The organism is Rufibacter ruber (genome assembly GCF_014138425.1).
GTDB lineage: Bacteria > Bacteroidota > Bacteroidia > Cytophagales > Hymenobacteraceae > Nibribacter > Nibribacter ruber_C.
In genome coordinates this window covers 83,778-104,961 of record NZ_JACJIQ010000005.1, presented here as the reverse complement: position 1 = coordinate 104,961, position 21,184 = coordinate 83,778, and the positions used below count along the sequence as shown (strand labels likewise).

The 21,184-nt window shown below is 51.5% G+C and carries 11 protein-coding genes and 1 pseudogene; 10 read left to right on the top strand and 2 right to left on the bottom strand.

The genetic code is table 11. The annotated features are described in order from the left end of the window. Window positions 1-474 precede the first annotated feature (474 nt). The 10 genes and pseudogenes from FHS90_RS07405 to FHS90_RS07360 all read left to right on the top strand — a co-directional run. Window positions 475-1,017 (top strand): annotated as a pseudogene (locus FHS90_RS07405) (GNAT family N-acetyltransferase); the annotation flags it as partial. Window positions 1,018-1,226: 209 nt separating this feature from the next. Further along, window positions 1,227-2,423, top strand: a complete 1,197-nt coding sequence (argG, locus tag FHS90_RS07400; protein ID WP_182512557.1) for an argininosuccinate synthase — start codon at window positions 1,227-1,229, stop codon at window positions 2,421-2,423. Beyond that, window positions 2,410-3,402 carry an N-acetyl-gamma-glutamyl-phosphate reductase gene (argC, locus tag FHS90_RS07395; protein WP_182512556.1) on the top strand — a complete coding sequence of 331 codons (993 nt, stop codon included), beginning with the start codon at window positions 2,410-2,412 and terminating at the stop codon, window positions 3,400-3,402. The genes argG and argC overlap by 14 nt, the downstream gene beginning before the upstream one ends. A gap of 386 nt (window positions 3,403-3,788) precedes the next feature. After that, complete coding sequence (locus tag FHS90_RS07390; protein ID WP_182512555.1) at window positions 3,789-4,916, top strand: aspartate aminotransferase family protein; 1,128 nt, start codon at window positions 3,789-3,791, stop codon at window positions 4,914-4,916. A 173-nt stretch (window positions 4,917-5,089) separates the two neighbouring features. Further along, on the top strand, window positions 5,090-6,046 hold the full coding sequence (locus tag FHS90_RS07385) for an N-acetylornithine carbamoyltransferase (RefSeq protein WP_182512554.1): 957 nt from the start codon (window positions 5,090-5,092) through the stop codon (window positions 6,044-6,046). A 287-nt stretch (window positions 6,047-6,333) separates the two neighbouring features. After that, window positions 6,334-7,128, top strand: coding sequence for an acetylglutamate kinase (argB, locus tag FHS90_RS07380; protein ID WP_066838218.1), 795 nt, complete (start codon window positions 6,334-6,336; stop codon window positions 7,126-7,128). Window positions 7,129-7,548: 420 nt separating this feature from the next. Next, window positions 7,549-8,370 (top strand): pyrroline-5-carboxylate reductase, encoded by an 822-nt coding sequence (proC, locus tag FHS90_RS07375; protein WP_066838214.1) that lies wholly within the window; start codon window positions 7,549-7,551, stop codon window positions 8,368-8,370. Window positions 8,371-8,519: 149 nt separating this feature from the next. After that, on the top strand, window positions 8,520-9,584 hold the full coding sequence (locus FHS90_RS07370) for a M20 family metallo-hydrolase (RefSeq protein WP_182512553.1): 1,065 nt from the start codon (window positions 8,520-8,522) through the stop codon (window positions 9,582-9,584). Between the two features lies 1 nt (window position 9,585). Then, complete coding sequence (argH, locus tag FHS90_RS07365; protein ID WP_066838211.1) at window positions 9,586-10,917, top strand: argininosuccinate lyase; 1,332 nt, start codon at window positions 9,586-9,588, stop codon at window positions 10,915-10,917. Between the two features lie 216 nt (window positions 10,918-11,133). Beyond that, complete coding sequence (locus FHS90_RS07360; RefSeq protein ID WP_182512552.1) at window positions 11,134-17,004, top strand: anti-phage protein ProA; 5,871 nt, start codon at window positions 11,134-11,136, stop codon at window positions 17,002-17,004. 435 nt (window positions 17,005-17,439) lie between these two features. Here the strand turns inward: FHS90_RS07360 and FHS90_RS07355 are convergent, their stop codons facing one another. Next, window positions 17,440-18,438 (bottom strand): NADP-dependent oxidoreductase, encoded by a 999-nt coding sequence (locus FHS90_RS07355; RefSeq protein WP_182512551.1) that lies wholly within the window; start codon window positions 18,436-18,438, stop codon window positions 17,440-17,442. A 235-nt stretch (window positions 18,439-18,673) separates the two neighbouring features. Further along, window positions 18,674-21,115: a TonB-dependent receptor gene (locus tag FHS90_RS07350; RefSeq protein ID WP_182512550.1), complete on the bottom strand. Its 2,442-nt coding sequence runs from the start codon at window positions 21,113-21,115 to the stop codon at window positions 18,674-18,676. Window positions 21,116-21,184: the final 69 nt, after the last annotated feature.

Sequence of the window (21,184 nt, the reverse complement as noted above, 5' to 3'; positions counted from 1 at the left end):
ATTCCTTCATTTTAAACAGCATTTAGTAACCTCCTGCTCATTTTACCCGTGTCTCCCGTTAATTATCTGTAAAAAATGAACCAAACCGTTGGTTATTTCATTTTTTATACGAAACCTTTGCATAGAGACTCACAGTAGAAGTCTCACCACCGTTTAGATATTTTTCTACCTCAATGAATAAAAAGTCGCTTTTATCAGTTGTGCTCACAACGGTAAAACGCTCGTTAAAAGCGAGTGCGCTTTTTTCTGTTCTTCCCAGAACAGTTTTTTGTGAACCCATTTACCTGACCAGGCCTAGGCGTTAGGCCACCGGATGGCATGGGTTAACACGCATAACCCTCACCGGACGCTCCCTAAATCCGTATTATTACTGATTTAGACTTACTTTCTCCTTTTTCATCAACTTTTCAATTTCATATACGAATGCGTATGAACGCTACGGCTGTACCCTTACAGCCTATCGCCCCTGTACACATGGAGGTTCAACCTGAATTCAAGGTGGTGGTGGCCACAGAGGAGCACACCCCCTATGCCCAGCAGATTTGCGATGAGATGGAAGCCTCGGCCAAGGCCCGCGGCACCGGTATAGCCAAGCGCTCACCTGAGTACGTGGCCCAGAAGATGCGGGAAGGCAAAGCGGTCATCGCATTTGACCAGGATGGCAACTGGTCTGGCTTCTGCTACATTGAAACCTGGGGTCATGGCGAGTATGTGGCCAACTCTGGTTTGATTGTGTCGCCGCACCTGCGCAAAAGTGGTCTGGCTAAGCTCATCAAGCAGAAGGTGTTCGAACTGTCGCGCACCAAATACCCGCACGCTAAGATCTTCGGACTCACTACGGCGCTGGCGGTGATGAAAATCAACTCAGACCTGGGCTACCGCCCGGTGACCTATTCAGAGCTCACCAACGACGAGGAGTTCTGGAAAGGCTGCCGCAGCTGTGTGAACTTTGACATCTTAACGGCCAAAAACCGCAGCAACTGCCTCTGCACGGCCATGCTCTACGTTCCGCCAAAGGCGGAAGAATAACTCTTTTAACTATGGCGCGGAAGTTACTTCCGTGACTTTTTAGAACGCTTATATAAGTCACGGAAGTAACTTCCGAGCCATAGTTGTTTAAAAGTGATTCTCGGGCATGCCTTCATCAGCACGAGTCATCATCCCCCTACCCCCTTCAAAGGGGGACGAAAAAGTACCTGATTTATAACACCCATTAATAGTTACCCATGAAAAAAGTAGTTCTCGCGTTCAGTGGCGGCTTAGACACATCTTTCTGTGTGAAGTACCTGCTGGAACAAGGTTATGAAATCTATTCGGCCATTGTGAATACTGGCGGCTTCTCTGAAGAGGAACTGGCGGAAATCGCCCGAAGGGCTGAGAATCTGGGCGTGAAACAGCACGTAACCTTAGACGAAACCGACAACTACTACCAGTCTTGCCTGAAATACCTGATTTTTGGGAATGTGTTGAAAAATAACACCTATCCCCTATCGGTGAGTGCCGAGCGTATCTCACAGGCGGTGGCCATTGCCAAGTACGCGCAGCAGATTGGTGCCGAAGCGGTGGCCCACGGCAGCACCGGCGCTGGCAACGACCAAGTACGTTTCGACATGGTATTCAACATTCTGGTGCCGAACGTGCAGGTGATTACGCCTATCCGTGACCTGAAACTGTCCAGAGAGGAAGAGATTGCCTACCTGAAAGAGCGGGGCGTGGAGATGGATTTCCAGAAGGCGCAATATTCTATCAACAAAGGCATCTGGGGCACCTCGGTGGGTGGCAAGGAGACCCTGACGTCGCACCAGGCGTTGCCAGAATCTGCGTACCCAACTCAGCTTACTAAAGAAACGCCAGAGCGCATTACGCTGCACTTCAAAAACGGGGAGCCGGTGGGCTTGAACGATGAGCTATTCGACAATCCGGTGCACGTTATCCAGAAGCTGCAGGAGATTGCAGGGGCGTTTGCCATTGGCCGTGACATTCACGTGGGTGATACTATTATTGGCATCAAAGGACGTGTGGGCTTTGAGGCGGCAGCGCCGATGGTGATTATCAAAGCGCACCACGCGCTGGAGAAGCACACGCTCACCAAGTGGCAGTTGTACTGGAAAGACAGCTTGGCTACCTGGTACGGCAACTGGATGCACGAAGGCCAGTTTCTGGACCCTACCATGCGCAACATCGAGACCTTCTTGACTGATACTCAGAAAACCGTGACGGGCAAAGTACACGTGTGGCTGGCCCCGTACCGCTTCCAGGTAGAAGGCATTGAGTCGGAGCATGATTTGATGTCTTCCAAATTTGGGTCATATGGCGAAATGAACAACGCCTGGACTGGCGAAGACGTGAAAGGCTTCTCCAAAATCTTCGGAAATCAGACTATGATGTACCGCTTAATAAATGGCGAAGATGGCGCAGAGTAATCTTATAAAAGTGGGCATAGTAGGCGGAGCGGGCTACACCGGTGGTGAGCTGCTGCGCCTGCTGGTGCACCACCCACACGTAGAAATAAGCTTCGTACACAGCAACAGCCAAGCGGGTAAACCCGTGACCGATACTCACACCGACCTGCTGGGCGACACGGAGTTGGTTTTTACGAACCAACTGGGCATCCAGGTGGACGTGCTGTTCCTCTGCGTAGGCCACGGCGATGCGAAGAAATTTTTAGACGCTAACCCTACTCCGGACACGGTCAAAATCATTGACCTGAGCCAGGATTTCCGCTTAACAGAGAAATCTGCTTTTGGTAACCGTCAATTCGTGTACGGATTGCCAGAACTGAACCGGGAAAAGATAAAATCGGCGGCCAATGTAGCCAACCCGGGTTGCTTTGCGACGGCTATTCAGTTGGCTTTGCTGCCACTGGCACAGAACGGTTCTCTGCCAGAAGAAGTGCACGTGAGCGGCATCACGGGTTCAACCGGCGCTGGTCAGAAACTGGCTGAGACCTCGCACTTCAGCTGGCGCAACAATAATATCTCCAGCTACAAAGTGTTCGGGCACCAGCACCTGCATGAGATTACCGAGAGTCTGCAAGTACTGCAAAGTAATCTGGACACTGCCATCCGCTTTGTGCCGTATCGCGGGAACTTCAGCCGGGGCATTCTATGCACCACCTACCTGCGCTCAGACCTGAGCCTGGAAGAAGCCCAGCAATTGTACAGGCAGTTCTATGAAGGCCACCCATACACGCTTATCACCTCTAAGAACCCCGACCTGAAACAGGTAGTCAACACCAACAAGTGCCTCTTATATATAGAGAAGCACGAGGATCAACTGGTGATCACCAGCCTGATTGACAACCTGCTAAAAGGTGCCAGCGGCCAGGCCGTGCAGAACATGAACCTGCTGTTCGGACTGGACGAAAGGGCGGGCTTGCAGTTGAAAGCGATTGGGTTTTAGGACCTCACCCCCAGCCCCTCTCCCATGGAGAGGGGAGCTCTGCCGAAGCGTTTTGGGCCTGTTTTTCAGAAATGAGGCCAAAAACAGAAACTGTGAGGTTTTCAACTGGCGCGAGACTGAAGTCTCGTGACAAAAGATGATGCGAGTCTCCAGACTCGCCGGGAACTACGAGTTGGAAGCATTTACGTTCAGCAATGCGTGCTTTCGCTGCTGGGCAGCGAGGGTAGTCTGGAGACTACCCATCATCCATGGGCACGAGTCTGGAGACTCGCGCCAGCAATATATTTACAGCAAAATATAAATTTCTGTTATCGGCCTGTTTTCTGAAAAACAGCCGCTAAACGGAAAAGTCTGATGTCTTACATCTTGAATCTTACGTCTTCAATATGAACCTCTTTGACGTTTACCCCCTCTTTGATATAACACCGGTAAAGGCCCTCGGCTCCAAGCTCTGGGATGAGAACGGCACTGAGTATCTGGATTTATACGGCGGCCATGCCGTGATTTCCATCGGCCACAGCCACCCGCATTATGTGCAGCGCCTCACCAACCAGCTCAACAATATTGGCTTCTACTCTAACTCGGTGAAGATTCCGCAGCAGCAGGAACTGGCGGAGAAATTAGGCAAGCTAAGCGGCTATGATGATTACCAGTTATTTCTGATAAACTCCGGCGCGGAGGCGAACGAGAATGCCCTGAAACTGGCCTCATTCCACACCGGCCGGAAGAAAATGATTTCGTTCAGCAAGTCGTTCCACGGCAGAACCTCGGCGGTAGTAGCCGCGACGGATGACCGCAGCATTGTCGCTCCGGTGAATGAGACGGAGAACATTATCTTCCTGCCGTTCAATGATGCTGCCGCAGTGGAAGAAGCCTTGGCTACGAACGAAGTAGCCGCCATTATTGTGGAAGGCATCCAGGGCGTGGGCGGTGTGAACATCCCTACCGCTCCCTTTTTGCAGGATTTGGAAAAACTAGCCAAGAAACAAGGCGCGCTACTCATCCTGGACGAAATCCAATCGGGCTACGGGCGTTCGGGCAAGTTCTTCGCGCACCAGCACGCGGGCATTAAACCAGACCTGATTACCATCGCCAAAGGCATGGGCAACGGCTTCCCCGTGGCGGGCGTGCTCATATCTCCGGAGATTCCCGCCAAACATGGCATGCTGGGTACCACTTTCGGGGGAAATTACCTGGCCTGCGCCGCAGCTTTGGCCGTGCTGGAAGTGATGGAACAGGAGAACCTGGTAGAGAACGCTGCCCAAATGGGCGACTACCTCATGGAGAAAGCCAAAGCCATCCCCGGTGTACGCGAAGTGCGCGGCCAAGGCCTGATGGTGGGTATCGAGCTGGAAAACCCGTGCGCCCCGCTCCGCAAAGCCCTGCTGGACGAGTACCGTATCTTCACCGGCTCGGCCTCCAACAAAAACACCATCCGGATACTGCCCGCCCTGAATGTGACACAGGCGGAGCTGGATAGATTTTTAGAGGCGTTTGGGGCGTTGGTGAAGTAGAAGACACCTCACCCCCGGCCCCTCTCCCACGGAGAGGGGAGAAAAAACTATTATGCGTTTTGAGGCTGTTTTCTGGAAAACAGCCTCAAACCAGAAACCGTTAATTCAGGCCAAAAGCCAAAAGTCCCTCTCCGCGGGAGAGGGATTTAGGGTGAGGTCAAACTACACAAAAAATGAAGCAATTCACTTCCGTTCACGACGTAGAAGATATAAACGCCCTGGTGCAGGAAGCGCTGGAGCTGAAGAAGAACCCGTACGCGTTTGAGCACCTGGGCAAGCGCAAGACGCTGGGCCTTATTTTCCTGAACCCCAGTTTACGCACCCGCCTCAGTACGCAGAAAGCCGCGCAGAGCTTGGGCATGAACGTCATGGTCATGAACATGGGCCAGGAAGGCTGGGCACTGGAAACCCAGGACGGCGCCATCATGAACGGCACCACCGTTGAGCACATCAAGGACGCGGCCGCCGTTATGGGTGAGTATTGTGATGTGCTAGGCCTCCGCTCCTTCCCAAAACTGCAAAACGTGGAAGAAGACTACACCGAAGAAATTCTGAAGAAGTTCATCCAGTACGCCAACGTGCCGTTCGTGAGCTTGGAATCGGCTACCCGTCACCCGCTGCAAAGCCTCGCCGATTTGGTCACCATTACCGAGCACGCCCCGCAAGGCCGTCGGCCGAAGGTGGTCTTGACCTGGGCTCCCCACGTGAAAGCATTGCCGCAAGCAGTTCCCAACTCTTTTGCTGAGTGGATGTGCGCCGCCGATGTGGATTTCGTCATCACCCACCCCGAAGGCTACGAGCTGGACCCGCAGTTCACCAACGGCGCGACCATCACCCACAACCAGCAAGAAGCTTTAGAAGGTGCCGACTTTATCTACGTAAAGAACTGGTCTACTTTTCAGCCCAAATACGGTGAAGTTCTCACCCAAGACCCCAGCTGGATGCTCACGAACCAGCACCTGGCCAACACCAACAACGCCAAAGTGATGCATTGCCTCCCCGTCCGCCGCAACGTGGAACTCAGCGATGAAATCCTAGACGGCCCTAACTCCCTGGTAGTAAACGAAGCCGCCAACCGTGAATTCGCGGCCCAAGCGGTACTGAAGCGGTTGCTTGAGGGGATTCAGTAGAAGGAACCAAAGCCCTCACAGGTTTTGAAAACCTGTGAGCTCTTACTTCCCTTCCTCCTCTTTGTCCTCCTGAAAGGACCTTGTGGGCGAACTAGATAGACCGTTGCTAAATGCAAGAAGCTGTTTTAGGCCTATTTTTCAGAAAAGAGGCCAAAAACGGAAGTTAAGTATAGCCATCGCTTTTCTAACTTGCCCATTAGGTCCTTTCAGGATGACATAATAATCTGAGCAAGTCTAACATCTCGTGTCTTGCTACTTGATACGCGATACCTGATATGAATACAAACATGCAGAAACTCAACGTCATCAAAATTGGGGGAAACGTGCTGGACAACCCGGCGCAGTTAGAACAGTTCTTAACTGATTTTGCTTCTGTGCCAGGCCCCAAAGTACTGGTGCACGGCGGCGGGAAAATTGCGTCGGAACTGAGCAAGCAGCTGGGCATTGAACCCAATATGGTGAACGGCCGCCGCATTACTGATGCCGACACCCTACGCGTGGTGACCATGGTGTACGGCGGATTGCTGAACAAGAACCTGGTGGCGCAACTGCAGGCCAGAGGCTGTAACTCCCTCGGCCTCACCGGTGCCGATGCCAACGTCATTCCCGCCCACAAGCGCCCTGTCAAAGACATTGATTACGGGTTTGTAGGCGATGTGGAAAGTCCCGAGCAGGTGAACGTCACCTTTCTGGCGTCCTTGGCAGAACAATGCATTGTACCGGTTTTCGCGGCCCTCACCCATGACGGCAAAGGAAACATGCTCAACACCAACGCCGACACCATCGCTTCTACCCTGGCTGTGGCGTTGAGCGGTCATTTTGAGGTGAGCCTGGTGTACAGTTTCGAGAAGAAAGGTGTGCTGCTGGATGTGGAAGATGAAACCAGCGTGATTCACCACCTGCAACCGCCCTATTATGCCGAGCTGAAAGAACAAGGCGCCATCTTCGCGGGTATGCTGCCGAAGCTGGACAATGCGTTTGCTGCGTTGGAACAAGGCGTGAAGGCGGTTATCATTGGTGATGCGGCTGAAATCCAGATTATTGCCGGAGGTGGCAAAGCGGGAACCAGGATTACGTTGTAAGACGCTCGTAGGAGCTGCGCGCACTACGAGGTCACGGCACCAGCATTTATGCCAGAATTGCGTTTTTGGTTTGATTTCCAGAAAACAGGCCAAAACGCAAAAGCCTGTGAGGTTTTGGAAACCTCACAGGTTTAATCACCCCGCTACGTAGCAGACACTTGCTCATAAGACCTCGTAGCGTGCGCAGCTCCTACGAGTGTCTCCGGATTAGCTGTTTTTGGCCTAATTTTCAAAAAACAGGCCGAAAACAGAGAGAAATAAAGGTAAATTAATGCCATTACTTTCTCTTTGTCATCCTGAAAGAAACTTGTGGGCAAGCGGTATTTACAGTTACTTTACCTAGTTCGCGCAAAAGGTCCTTTCAAGATGACAGTATAGATATAAATCAAGCCAAAACATCGGCTCTAAAATATTGAACCAATGAGTGAACCCTACAAAAAAATAGCGATTTTGGGTGGTGGCAACATGGGCATCGCGCTGGCGAAGGGCATGGTGGCCTCCGGGAAATACCGCGCCGAGGACATCACCCTCACCCGCCGCAATACCAAGCTATTAGATGCCATGGTGGAGCAGGGCTACCGTGCCTCCAGCAACAACGCGCTGGCCGTGGCCGAGGCCGACATCATCGTGCTCAGCATTCTGCCGCAACAGCTGGACAGCGTGCTGGACAATATCTCCGAGAGCATCGACCCCAGCCGCCATCTGTTCATCTCCATTGTGACGGGGGTGGCCGTGACGGATATCATTACCCGCATTGGCAAGGTAGTGGAGGTGGTGCGCGCAATGCCCAACACCGCCATCGCCATTCAGGAGTCTATGACCTGTATTGCCAGTAAAAATGCCTCTCCAGAGAACATGACCTTGGTGAAGGAAATCTTTTCGGCCGTGGGCGAAACCGTAGAAATTGAGGAAGAACTGATGTCCTCGGCGACGGCCTTGGTGGCCTGCGGTATTGCCTTCTTTTTACGGTCCATCCGCGCGGCGGCCCAGGGCGGTACCGAGATTGGTTTTCATGCGGGAGACGCACTACGTATGGCCGCTCAAACGGCTAAAGGCGCGGCTTCGCTGTTGCTGCACTTCGGGAGTCACCCCGAGAACGAAATTGACAAAGTGACCTCGCCCAAAGGCTGTACCATTGCGGGCTTGAACGAGATGGAACACAACGGTTTCAGCTCGGCCATGATTAAAGGTATCAGGACCTCGGCCAATAAGGCAGAGAAGTTGTATACGGACGAAAAGTAGATAAACCTCACCCCCGGCCCCTCTCCCACGGAGAGGGGAGTTTATAAAAACTGTTTTCAGCCTAGTCCCCGAGAATCAGCCCCAAAACGCATTAGCGGAGTCCCCCCTCTCCGTGGGAGAGGGGGCTAGGGGGTGAGGTCCCACACACCATGAACAACACCTTATACCAAGACGCCGTCGCGTTACTCCAGCAATTGATTTCCATCCAGTCGTTCAGCCGCGAGGAGGCGGGGACGGCGGAGGCGATTGCGCAGTTTCTACAGGCGCGGGGCGTGGAAATTCACCGGCAGCAGAACAACGTCTGGGCGTTCAATAAACACTACAACCCAGCCTTGCCGACGGTGCTGTTGAACTCGCACCATGACACCGTGAAGCCGCACCCCAGTTGGACGGTTGACCCATTTACACCTACCGTGCGAAACGGCAAACTCATTGGTTTGGGCAGTAACGATGCCGGTGGTTGTTTGGTGGCTTTGATGGCTACGTTCCTACACTTTTATGCACGGCAGGATTTAACCTATAACCTGGTGCTGGCGGCTACTGCCGAAGAAGAAATCTCGGGCAGAAACGGCATTGAACTGGTGTACCCGGAGCTGGGCGCGGTGGAGTTTGCCATTGTAGGCGAACCAACCCAAATGCACCTGGCCGTGGCCGAGAAGGGTCTAATGGTGTTGGATTGCATAGCGCACGGACAAGGTGGACATGCCGCGCGCGAGGAAGGAATCAATGCTATTTATGAAGCACTACCGGATATTGAGTGGTTCCGCACGTTCCGTTTCCCGAAGGAGTCCAGTTTCTTGGGACCAATTAAAATGAGTGTGACCATCATTCAGGCAGGTTCGCAGCACAACGTGGTACCCGACCAATGCAAGTTTACCGTGGATGTGCGCATGACCGATGCCTACCAGCCGGAAGAAGTGTTGAGCATTATTCGGGAGCACGTGAAAAGCGAGGTGACCCCACGGTCCACCCGTTTGCGGCCCTCGTCCATTGACCAGAATCACTCCATCGTGCAGTCGGGCATCAGGCTGGGCAGGAACCTGTACGGCTCCCCTACCACCTCAGACCAGGCGCTGTTGAGCATTCCTTCGCTCAAAATTGGCCCCGGTGACTCGGCGCGGTCGCATACCGCCGATGAATATATTTACCTTTCAGAACTGGAAGAAGGCATTCAGCTTTACATAGAACTTTTGACACCCGTTATTACCGCTTAGCATGAAACTCTGGCAGAAAGAAACCTCCGTGGCGCAGAACGTTGAGAAATTCACCGTGGGCAAAGACGCCGAAATGGATTTGCAACTGGCTCCTTTTGACGTGCTGGGCTCCCTGGCGCACACGCGTATGCTGGAGAGCATCGGGCTCATGGAGCCGGAAGACCTGGCCGCTGTGCAGTGCGAACTCAAGGAAATATACAAAAGCATTGAACGCGGAGAATTCGAGATTGAGCCCGGTGTGGAAGATGTGCATTCTCAAGTAGAGTTGCTGTTAACGCGCCGTTTGGGCGAGGCGGGCAAGAAGATTCACAGCGGCCGGTCCCGCAACGACCAGGTGTTGGTGGACCTCAAGCTGTTCATCCGCCATGAAATTCGGCTTACCGTAGAGGCCGTGCACACGTTGTTCACTACCCTACAAGAACTCAGCGAAAAGAACAAAGATATTTTGCTGCCCGGGTACACGCACTTGCAGGTAGCTATGCCATCTTCGTTCGGGCTGTGGTTTGGGGCTTACGCCGAAAGTCTGGTGGATGACCTGCAACTTTTGCAAGCGGCCTACAAAATCAGCAACAAGAATCCGCTGGGCTCGGCAGCCGGCTACGGCAGTTCCTTCCCGTTGAACCGCCAAATGACGACGGATTTGCTGGGTTTCGAGGCGCTGAACTTCAACGTGGTGTACGCCCAGATGGGCCGGGGCAAAACCGAGCGCAGCGTGAGCATGGGTCTGGCCTCCATTGCCAGCACCATCGGCCGCATGGCCATGGATGTGTGCCTGTACATGAGCCAGAACTTCGCCTTCGTGACGCTGCCCGACGAACTGACCACCGGTTCCAGCATCATGCCGCACAAGAAAAACCCCGATGTGTTCGAGATCATGCGCGGCAAGTGCAACCGCCTGCAAGCGCTTCCCACCGAGATTCAGATGCTGCTCGGCAATCTGCCCTCCGGCTACCACCGTGAATTGCAATTGCTCAAAGAAAGCTTCTTCCCCGCCTTCACCGAAATCAGAAACTGCCTGGAGATGATGACCTTCATGCTCCCGCACCTGAAACTGAACCAAGATATCCTGAAAGACGAAAAGTACCAGTACCTCTTCAGCGTGGAAGTGGTGAACAACCAGGTGTTGAGCGGCGTGCCTTTCAGAGACGCGTACAAAAACGTGGGCCTTGCTATTGAGAAAGGTGAATTTGAACGACCAGAGAAAGTGAACCACACGCATGAAGGCAGTATTGGCAATCTGTGCACGGCTGAGATTAAAGGCTTGATGGATGAAGTGTTGAGCGGCTTCCGGTTTGAGAAAGTAGATAAAGCGATTGCGGAATTGCTGGCGTAGCGTTTTAGGCCTGTTTTCAGAAAAACAGGCCTAAAACGCAGTAGACCTCACAGGTTTTGAAAACCTGTGAGGTCTTTTCTTTTTAGTGCTTAAGCAACAACAATCTCTTCTACATCATAACATCTTCTTCGGCTTCATTTTATTTCTGATTCTACTGGTGTTACTCCCCAAATAATTTTAACTTACTAATCATAATCCTATTAAACATTAAATTTTATGACGGCTGCAGTAGACATTGAATTCATTTATTCCCCTTCTATCAACTATGCCATGCAACAGAACCACGTTTCAGTGGTTAGAAAACTGCGGGTAGCCAATATCAGCGGAATGGATTTGCAGAACATATCCATTGAACTAACCTCGGAGCCAGAGTTCGCTGCGGTCTGGAAGTACCATATTGATGCCCTTAAAACAGATGAAAGCTTTGAATTGGAAGCCGTTCATCTTAAGATATCCTCTACGTACTTATCTACACTAACTGAAAAGGAAGCGGGCAGCTTTAGATTAACTGTTACGGCAGAAAGTCAACCTATCTTCACAGAAGATTATCCTATCTCTGTTCTGGCCTATGACCAATGGAGCGGATACACCAGCTTACCTGAAATGCTGGCTGCCTTTGTGACCCCAAACCATGCCGAGGTACTGAATATAATTAGAAAGGCGGCTCCAATTTTAGAGAAGTGGACAGGTAACCCTTCCTTTGATGAGTACCAAAGCCGAAATCCAGATAGGGTACGTAAGCAAATGGCGGCCATTTTTGAGGCCATTGCCCAGGCACAGTTAGTCTACTGTAGCGTCCCTGCCAGCTTTGAAACTAACGGCCAGCGTATTAGAATGTGTGACACTATTTTCACTCATAAATTAGCCAACTGTCTGGACATTACCTTGCTCTATGCGGCCTGCCTAGAAGCTGTGGGCATACACCCTTTGTTGGTCTTAATTGATGGGCATGCATTTGCGGGAGGCTGGCTCATTAATGAATCTTTCGCCGACCCTATCAATGATGACCCGTCCCTTCTCACTAAAAGAACGGCAGACGGCATTAATGAGATTGTACTGGTAGAGGGCACCAGCATGAATGCCGGCACGCCCATGTCTTTTGATGAGGCGGTACGTGCCGCTAACCAGCACATGGCCAAAGAGGACAGTTTCAACCTGTTCATTGATGTAAAGCGCACCAGATTTAGCGGTATCAGGCCGCTTCCGTTGCGGGTGCATACGCAGAACGGTTGGGAAATTATAGAAGAGGCACCCGCCAAAGAGCGGGACAACCTTGCCCCAGAAGCACTTGCTACTGGGGTACAGGTACTGGACGTAGAACATATAGAAGTCTCCAAGCAACGGCTCTGGGAGCGGAAACTTCTTGACCTCACCCTAAGGAACAATTTGCTGAACCTTAGATTAACCAAAAGTGCCATCCAGTTTATTTCTATCAATCTCAGTAAACTAGAAGATGGCTTGGCAAATGGCCATGAGTTTCAGGTCTTGGCAAAACCCGCCGATTGGGATAACCCGCTACGGAACACAGGAATTTATCAGGCCCTGAACCAGTCTGACCCCATTGCAGATTTAGTAGCCCATGAATTTACCCATAAACGGTTACGCTCTTATCTTACAGAGACAGAGCTTCAGCATAGCCTCACCAATATTTACCGTACCTCCCGCCAAGCTTTAGAAGAAAATGGAGCCAATACCCTCTATATAGCATTAGGTTTGCTGAAGTGGTACGAGACACCAATGAGCGAACGCCCACGGTATGCCCCAATTCTACTTCTGCCCGTTGAAATTATAAGAAAATCTGCCCAGAAAGGGTATGTCATCAGAAGCCGAGAGGAAGAAACCTTGATGAACATCACCTTGCTGGAGATGCTCCGCCAAGACTTTGGAATTAACATTGGCGGGTTAGAAAATTTGCCTAAAGACGAAAGCGGCGTAGATGTGAAGCTGGTCTTCAATATTATTCGCAAAAGCATCATGCCCCACTCCCGTTGGGATGTGGAAGAACAAGCATTTTTAGGAACCTTCTCATTCAGCAAGTTCATTCTCTGGAATGATATACACCACAACGCCAATAAATTAAGTCAGAACAAGATTGTTAAGAGTCTTATTTCAGGCAAATTGGAATGGCAGCCCGAGCCACTTACTTTTGACGGAGCGCCAGATACGGCCTATCATCCCACTGACATTGCGCTGCCCATCAGCACAGACTCTTCACAGTTTTCAGCCATTCTGAGTTCTGCCCAAGCCAAAAGCTTTGTGTTGCACGGCCCTCCTGGAACGGGCAAGTCACAGACCATTACCAACATCATAGCCAACGCCCTGTACGCGGGCAAGAAAGTGCTATTTGTCTCGGCTAAGAAAGCAGCGCTGGAAGTAGTGGAAAATCGATTGGAATCCATAGGCATTGGCCCCTTCTGTCTGGAACTGCACTCTAACAAGTCAAAGAAATCGGCGGTACTGGAGCAGTTGAAACGGGCAGCGGAAATCACCAGAAAATCTTCTCCCCAGAATTTTGAATCTGAGGCAGAGCGACTTCACTCAATCAGGACAGAGCTGAATGAATACGTGCAGGCACTGCATAAGAAAAATGGTTTTGGTCTTTCCCTGTTTGACGCCTTTACCAACTACAGCCAATATACAGTGCTGCCTGATAAGGTTTCCTTCAGTTCAGAGGCTTTGCAGCACCTCACAGAAGCCCAACTGACCGAGTGGCAAGATTTAGTGGAGCAGGTGCAGGTAATTGGCTCTGTCTGCGGGCATCCGCACCAACATCCGCTGGAGGCAGTAAAAGTGCGGCAATATGCCCAGCAACTCAAAGCCGAAGCCAAGGAACTCATCACCAGCTATCAGAATCTTCTGCAGCAGTATCAAACCCAGCTTCCCGCCGTTTGCCGCATCTTAAAAGTAAGCTCACCTGCCACTACAAAAGAGCAAGCAGAAGCCTTACACAACCTTGCTGTTTCTCTCCTTAATCTGCCAGACATCCCCACGTCTCTCCTGAACATAGACCACGTGGAGCAGACTCTGTCACAGTTAATGGGGCTGGCCGAACATGGGGAAAAGAGGGATGCCCTGGTTCAACAACTTCTGCAAAAGTTTAACAAGACTATCCTCACCTTCCCAGCCTTACAAACCCAGCAAGAATGGGTAATGGCAGAGCAAAAATGGTTTCTGCCCAAGTATCTGAAACAGAATTCGCTTCTCAAAGGGCTGAAACAACATGCTCTAGGCGGCAACCTTTCTAAACAAGAAATCCCTGATTATCTACAAACTGTCATAGATTACCAAACAGAACAGGAACACCTGGACAAAGCTACCCACTTGTCTCAACTACTTGGTTTTCTATGGCAGAATGGCACCTGCCAATGGAATACGCTGGTCTCTATCTGCAAAAGTTTAATTGATATTAACCGCCAGGCAATTACTTTAAACACAGCCTCCAAAACCAAAGAGTGGCGCACGGCTTTGGCTCAGGAATTCTCTGAGGGCAGCCAAGCATACCTGAAGCCCTATGCGCAAACGTTGGAACAATTTAATTTCCTGTACCAGGAGATTCTTCAGAAAGAAAAGGAACTGCACAACTTGCTCGGCATAGATGTACATTCTCTGAAGCAGGAAAATACTGATTGGGTAGAGAATGCCCTAATTTATTCAAATAGATGGTTAAATGCATTAGACGAACTCCGCGATTGGATAAATTGGCTACAGATTAAAGACAAAGCGTTGCAAATAGGCTTGCAACCGCTCATTACAGCATATGAGAACGGCGGTATCCCCAGTGAAGAGGTTTTTTCCTCTTTCAAAAAAGGCATTTACCGCTCCTGCGCCGAATTCATTATTAACCAAGACCCGCAATTAAGTACCTTCAACGGCAAGCTCTTTGAAGAGAAAATCAAGAAATTCAGAGAGTTGAGCAAAAACTTTGAGAGACTAACCAAAGATGAACTGTACGCTCGCCTGGCCGCCAAGATTCCGTCTTTCTCCCAAGAGGCCTCTCAAAGTTCAGAGATAGGTATTCTGCAGCGCAACATCAGAAACAATGGTAGGGCCACGTCCATCCGCAAGCTGTTTGACTCCATCCCCAATTTGCTTGCGCGCCTTTGCCCCTGCATGCTCATGAGCCCTATCTCAGTAGCACAGTATTTTGACGCCAACTCCGCTAAGTTTGATTTGGTAGTGTTTGATGAAGCCTCCCAAATGCCAACCTGCGAGGCAGTAGGTGCTATTGCCCGCGGCACCAACGTGATTGTAGTAGGCGACCCTAAACAGATGCCTCCTACCAGTTTCTTCGCTACTAATGCCGTAGATGATGACAACATTGAAATGGAAGACCTGGAAAGCATTCTGGATGATTGCCTGGCACTCTCCATGCCGTCTCACCACTTGTTGTGGCATTACCGAAGCAAGCACGAAAGCTTAATTGCCTTTAGCAACGCGAAATACTATGAGAATAAGCTCCTCACCTTCCCTTCTACCGACGACATTAACACCAAGGTACAACACGTGTCTGTAGACGGATATTATGACAAAGGGAAAACCCGCCAAAACCAAGCAGAAGCCAAAGCCATTGTAGACGAGGTTATTCAACGGCTATCGCACCCATTGCAGGCTAAGCGAAGCATTGGAATTGTCACGTTCAGTGTGGTACAACAGAACTTGATTGAAGACTTGTTAACCGAAGTGTTTAAATCCAGACCAGACCTGGAGCAAATTGCCACAGAGACAGAGGAGCCTTTATTTATCAAGAACCTGGAAAATGTGCAGGGCGATGAGCGGGATATCATTCTCTTCTCCATTGGGTACGGCCCAGACAAAGAAGGCAAAGTGAGCCTGAACTTCGGGCCCATTAACCGTGAGGGCGGCTGGCGGCGTTTAAACGTGGCAGTTTCCCGGGCCCGTTACGAGATGAAAGTCTTTTCTACGCTCCGCTCTGACCAGATAGACATTACCCGTACCGCCTCAGAAGGCGTGGCTGGCTTAAAGGCTTTCCTGGCGTATGCCGAAAAAGGAAAAATGGCCTTACCTGGGCGCGCGCTCCTTTCCGCTGGTCAGGCAGCTTCTTTTGAGAAGACGCTGGCAGAGGAAATCAAGAAGCAAGGCTATGAGGTACATACCGCCATTGGTTGCTCTGACTACAAAATTGACATGGGCGTGGTGAACCCGGCCAACCCAAGTGAATATATTCTAGGCATTCAATGTGACGGCCACAATTACTACAGTGCCAAAACCTCTAGAGACCGCGAAATCGTGCAGGCAGATGTCTTGCGCATTCTGGGCTGGAACATTCATAAAGTATGGGCCATGGAATGGTGGGAAAATCCCGAAAAAACCCTTCAAGGCATTGTATCAGCCATTAAGGCTGCGGAAGAAGGCAAAATAAAACTGCCAGAGGTAGAAGAAAGACCAACCGCTCCTGAAGCCCCTTCTCCTCAGCAACAGCTAGAGGTGGCTTTCATTTCCTCCAACTTGGCTGTAGAAACCTTAGTGGAGAAGGCCATTGCTACCGCTGAACTGGCGACGGCGACTGCCGCAATGGCGTATGAAGTCTGCCAGATAGAATCTGTTCAGGCTAATTCGTCAGAAGATTTCCTCCAGCCCTGGAACCAGGAGAAGATAAAGAATCAAATAATGCAGGTTCTCAATACAGAATCTCCTATCAGCCAAAATTTGCTCAGCAAAAGGGTATTAGCCGCTTGGGGAATCGCCAGAAACGGTTCTAGGGTGAACGCCCATTTTGAGCAGCTTTTCGCCCAGCTTCCCATTAGTAAAACCCAGTTGGGTAAAAGCACAATTCTCTGGAAAGAAGAACACCAGCCGGAGCAGTACACTAGTTTCAGGGTAAGTGAGTCAGAGGGCCAGAAACGGGAGGCCGATGATTTGCCACCCGAAGAAATTGCCAACGCCATCAAAGAAATACTGGCCAACCAGATAAGCCTGCCCAAGAGTGAATTAATCAGAGAAGCCTCCCGCCTATTTGGCTACGCCCGCTTGGGTGCCAACGTAGAGACCGCCATGACGGCAGGCATAGACCATGCTATCAACCAAGGCTTCGCCGTGGAAGAAGGCGGACGCTTAATCTTGCCCTAATCATTCTTTTGCGTTTTGAGGTTGTTTTCAGAAAAACAGCCCAAAAACGGAAAAGGCCTCACAGGTTCTGGAAACTAGTGAGGCCTTTTTTTTCTGGCGCGAGACTCCAGTCTCGTGCCACGGGATGAGGCGAGTCTCCAGACCGCCGAGAGCCAAAAATAGAATTGCTACTATGGCGCGGAAGTTACTTCCGTGACTTACAGTTTCAGCAAGTCACGGAAGTAACTTCCGCGCAATAGAATGATTCTCTGGAACGCTCCTTTAGCATGTGTCATCATCCCCCTACCCCCTTCCAAGGGGGACGAAATGCGTCCAAACTGCACAATTAGTAAGTCCCTACAATGCGTTTTCGGTCTGATTCCCAAAAAACAGGCCGGAAACGCAAAAGCGGTGTTCCCCCTCTCCGTGGGAGAGGGGGCTAGGGGGTGAGGTCCCTTACACCTTCACCAGCATTTTGCCTTGATTTTGGCCGGTGAACAGACCTAAGAACGCTTCGGGAAGTTGGTCAAAGCCTTCTACAATGGTTTCCTGATAGTGGAGTTTGCCTTCTTTTACCCAGGTGCCTAGCTGCTGCATGCCTTCGGGGAAGCGGGCGTGGTAGTTGCTCACGATGAAGCCTTTGATGAGCGCGCTGCGGGTGAGGATCAGCGGCAGGAACCGAGGACCCTGCTGGGGCTTTTCGTCGTTATAATGCGCAATCTGGCCGCAGATGGCGAGGCGGGCGTGGAAGTTGATGAGCGAAATGACGGCATCGGTGATCTCGCCGCCCACGTTATCAAAGTACACGTCCACGCCGTTGGGACAGGCGGCCTGGAGGTCGGCGCGCAGGTCTTGGGTGGTTTTGTAGTTGATGACCTCGTCGTAGCCAAACTCCTTCTTCAGCAGCTCCACTTTCTCGTCTGAGCCCGCCAACCCCACCACGCGACAGCCTTTGAGCTTGGCGATCTGGCCCACCACCATGCCCACGGCGCCGGCCGCGCCCGATACCACCACCGTCTCGCCCTCCTTGGGCTGCCCGATGTCCAGCAACCCGAAGTAAGCCGTTAAGCCGGGCATGCCCAGAATGCCCAAGTAATAGCTGGCGGGGGCCAGGCTGGTGTCTATTTTCTGGAGCTTTTTCGCCTCGGCAATGGACTGCGTGGCCCAGGGCAACGCACCCAATACCACATCGCCGGGTTGCAGAGCCTCGCTCCTGGATTCCAGCACTTTGGCTACTACGCCACCTTCCAGCGGCGCATCCACCTGAAACGGGGGCGTGTAGGACTTGGCGTCGTTCATGCGGCCGCGCATGTACGGGTCAACGGAGAAAAAATGAGGTTCCAGCAGCACCTGCCCGTCCTGCAAAGCCGGCAACTCTACTTTCTCAAACCTGAAATTCTCTTTGCTGGGGTTTCCCTTCGGCCGACTGGCCAATACGATCTGTGTAATTTCCATGGTGTTTCTCTACAAGATGACGGCTCGCTTAAGCGCAAGCCCTCTGTAAAGAAACGGTCTTCGGCGGGAAAGGGTATGTCCAGAGGAGGTAGCGTTGAGGGTACCGCGAAACAATGAAGCTCCGGTTGCTAAGCCGCTTTTTAGTCTGAATGCTCTGGATAATCCTTCCTTAAGCAGCAGAGGGAGCCCAATTACTTGGACTCCCTCTTTACTGGGTAGCTTTTGCAGCTGAAGTTTAAAACTTATACCCTACCGTAGCCATGAACTGGCGCGGCGCAATCGGGTTGATGCTGTAGCGGTCGTGCACCACGTAGTTCAGCTCATTGGTGATGTTGGAGATTTTGGCCAGCAAAGAAACCTTCCGGAAGGAGTACCCCGCAGACAGGTCAAGGGTGGTGAAGCCGCTCAACGGAATCAGACGGCTGAAGCTTTTTGCTTTTTGATCAACCGTATTGTTCAAGCCGCCGTTGCGCTCGCCGGTATAGAAGGCAGAAACCCCCAGCTTTATCCCTTTCAGGAACGATTGGTCAAAAGTATAGAACACAGAGCCATTGGCGGTGTGGGCGGGGTTGTTGATGAGACGTTCGCCCTCCACCATAGAGGTTCCTAATTCAGAGGTGTTGGTGAAGCGGTGGTAGTTGTAGCCGTAGCCTACCAGGAAGTAGAAGTTCTGGGATACATTTCCTTTTATGTCAATATCAAAACCGTCACTGGTGGTTTCACCGGTCAGTTCTTTCACGTTGGGGTCTGTATTGCTGGTACCGTCTGCCCGGAACTGGGCCTGCTGCGCCAGATTGCTGTTCACATAGCGGTACACACTCAGGCTGGTGGTGAGTTTCCCGTTCAGGAACTCGCTTTTGGCCCCTACTTCATACTGATCTACAATAGACGGGTCCAGCTGCTGGAAATTAATGTCGGTGCCGGAGTTTACGGTGAAGTTATTGGCGTAGCTGGCATAGAAAGACATGTTCTGCACCGGCTGGTAAATCAACGCTGCCTTTGGGGAGAAAGCCCGGTCTGCCTTGCTTGGGTTTGCCCCTTCTCTCTCCTGCTGCGTTTCATTGTTGAAGATGGTGGTGCGGTACACATTCTGGTAAGACCAACGCAGACCGGCCAGCACCTTGAACTTATCTGAAACGGTGATCATGTCTTGCACATAGGCCCCAAATCTATAATTGGGAGAGGTGGTCTGCTCTACCACAGCACGGGTAGGAACGTCTGTGCGGGCTTCAAATTTGGCCGGGTCCAGGATGTTGATCTTATCATAACCTGTCCCCACGGCCCCATTAGCCGCAGTGAATTTGAAGGTGTTGCTTTCGCTTTCAATCTTCACCACATCTGCGCCCACCAACAGTTGGTGGTGCAGAAAACCAGTGGAGACATTCCCGTTCAGGTTCAGTTGGGTAGTATAATTCAGTTCAGAGGTTTTGGCCGCGCTCAAGGTTCTGGTAAAGTCTCCGTTACCGGCTACGTTGTTGGGTACGCCCAAACCATAACCGTCCACCTGGGTTTTCTGCGTAGAGGCAATCAGATTGATTTTCCACTGGTCATTGAAGCGGTGGTTCACCGTCACAGACCCAGACAATTGCTCTGTGTTGTTGTAGGCCCACACGGCGTTGATAAACCGCGAACGGGGTATATCAGGAATCACGGCTTCCTGGCCGCCGTTCAAAGCCCCAATGCCGTTGTCGGGCACCAGGTCAGATTTCAGATAGTCTGCCTGCACCAGAATCTCGGTCTTCTGGCCCAGTTTATAAACGAGCGATGGGTTCACGTACACCCGCTCACTGTTCACCACATCTCTGAAGCTGTTGGCTTTCTCATAAGTACCCACCACCCTAAAGGCCAGGTTCTTGCTGATGGGGCCATACACGTCAATGGTAGGTTTGTACAGGTCATAGCTCCCCACGCGCATAGACACTTCGCCGCCCCAGTCAAACTTAGGTTTCTTGGTCACCATGTTGATCACCAAACCACCAGATACGTTGCCGTACAACAGAGCCGCGCTGCCTTTCAATACCTCAATAGACTCCAGCGTGCTGGCATCTGGGAAGCCTTGCGTATTGGAGATCACACCGTTTTTGAAGATGCTGCCGCCTGAACCGCCAATGCCTATGCTGAACCCGCGCGAAGTAAACGTCTCTGCAATGCCCTGGCGCTGCTGGGTAAGAGACACCCCGCTTACGTTCCGGATCGCGTCGCCCAGTCGCAGCACCTGCTGGTCAGCGATGACGGTGCTGTTCACGATGCCCACACTCTGCGGAAGGTCCAAGGGCCTGATGTCGGCTTTGCCGAAGGCGACTGGTTTGCTTAACCCGGCATACCCCGCTACCACCACCTCACTCAACTGGGCGGCACTTTCGGCTAAAGTGAAATCAACCCGGGTAATTTGCCCGCCGGTCACCGTTACTGTTTTCTCCTGTGTCTGCAGCCCCACATAAGAGACACGCAAGGTGTACGTGCCTTCTTCCACACCTCTAATTTGAAAAGAACCGTCCTCAGTGGTCATGCCGCCTTTGTTGGCCTCCACCAGGGTCACGCTCACGTAAGCTGCCGGTTTCCCCTCACTGGTACGCACCACGCCCGCCACACCGCCATGTTTCAGCTCGGCAAAGCCCAGGTGGGCCAGAAGTAGGAAGAGGAGTAAGAATGGGTAAGATCTGGTAAAAATTCGCATATCTTTTATTTAGATCAATTCTAAGTAGCGGCGCAAAATTAGAGAGCTTTTTGAATTCTACAATGCTTA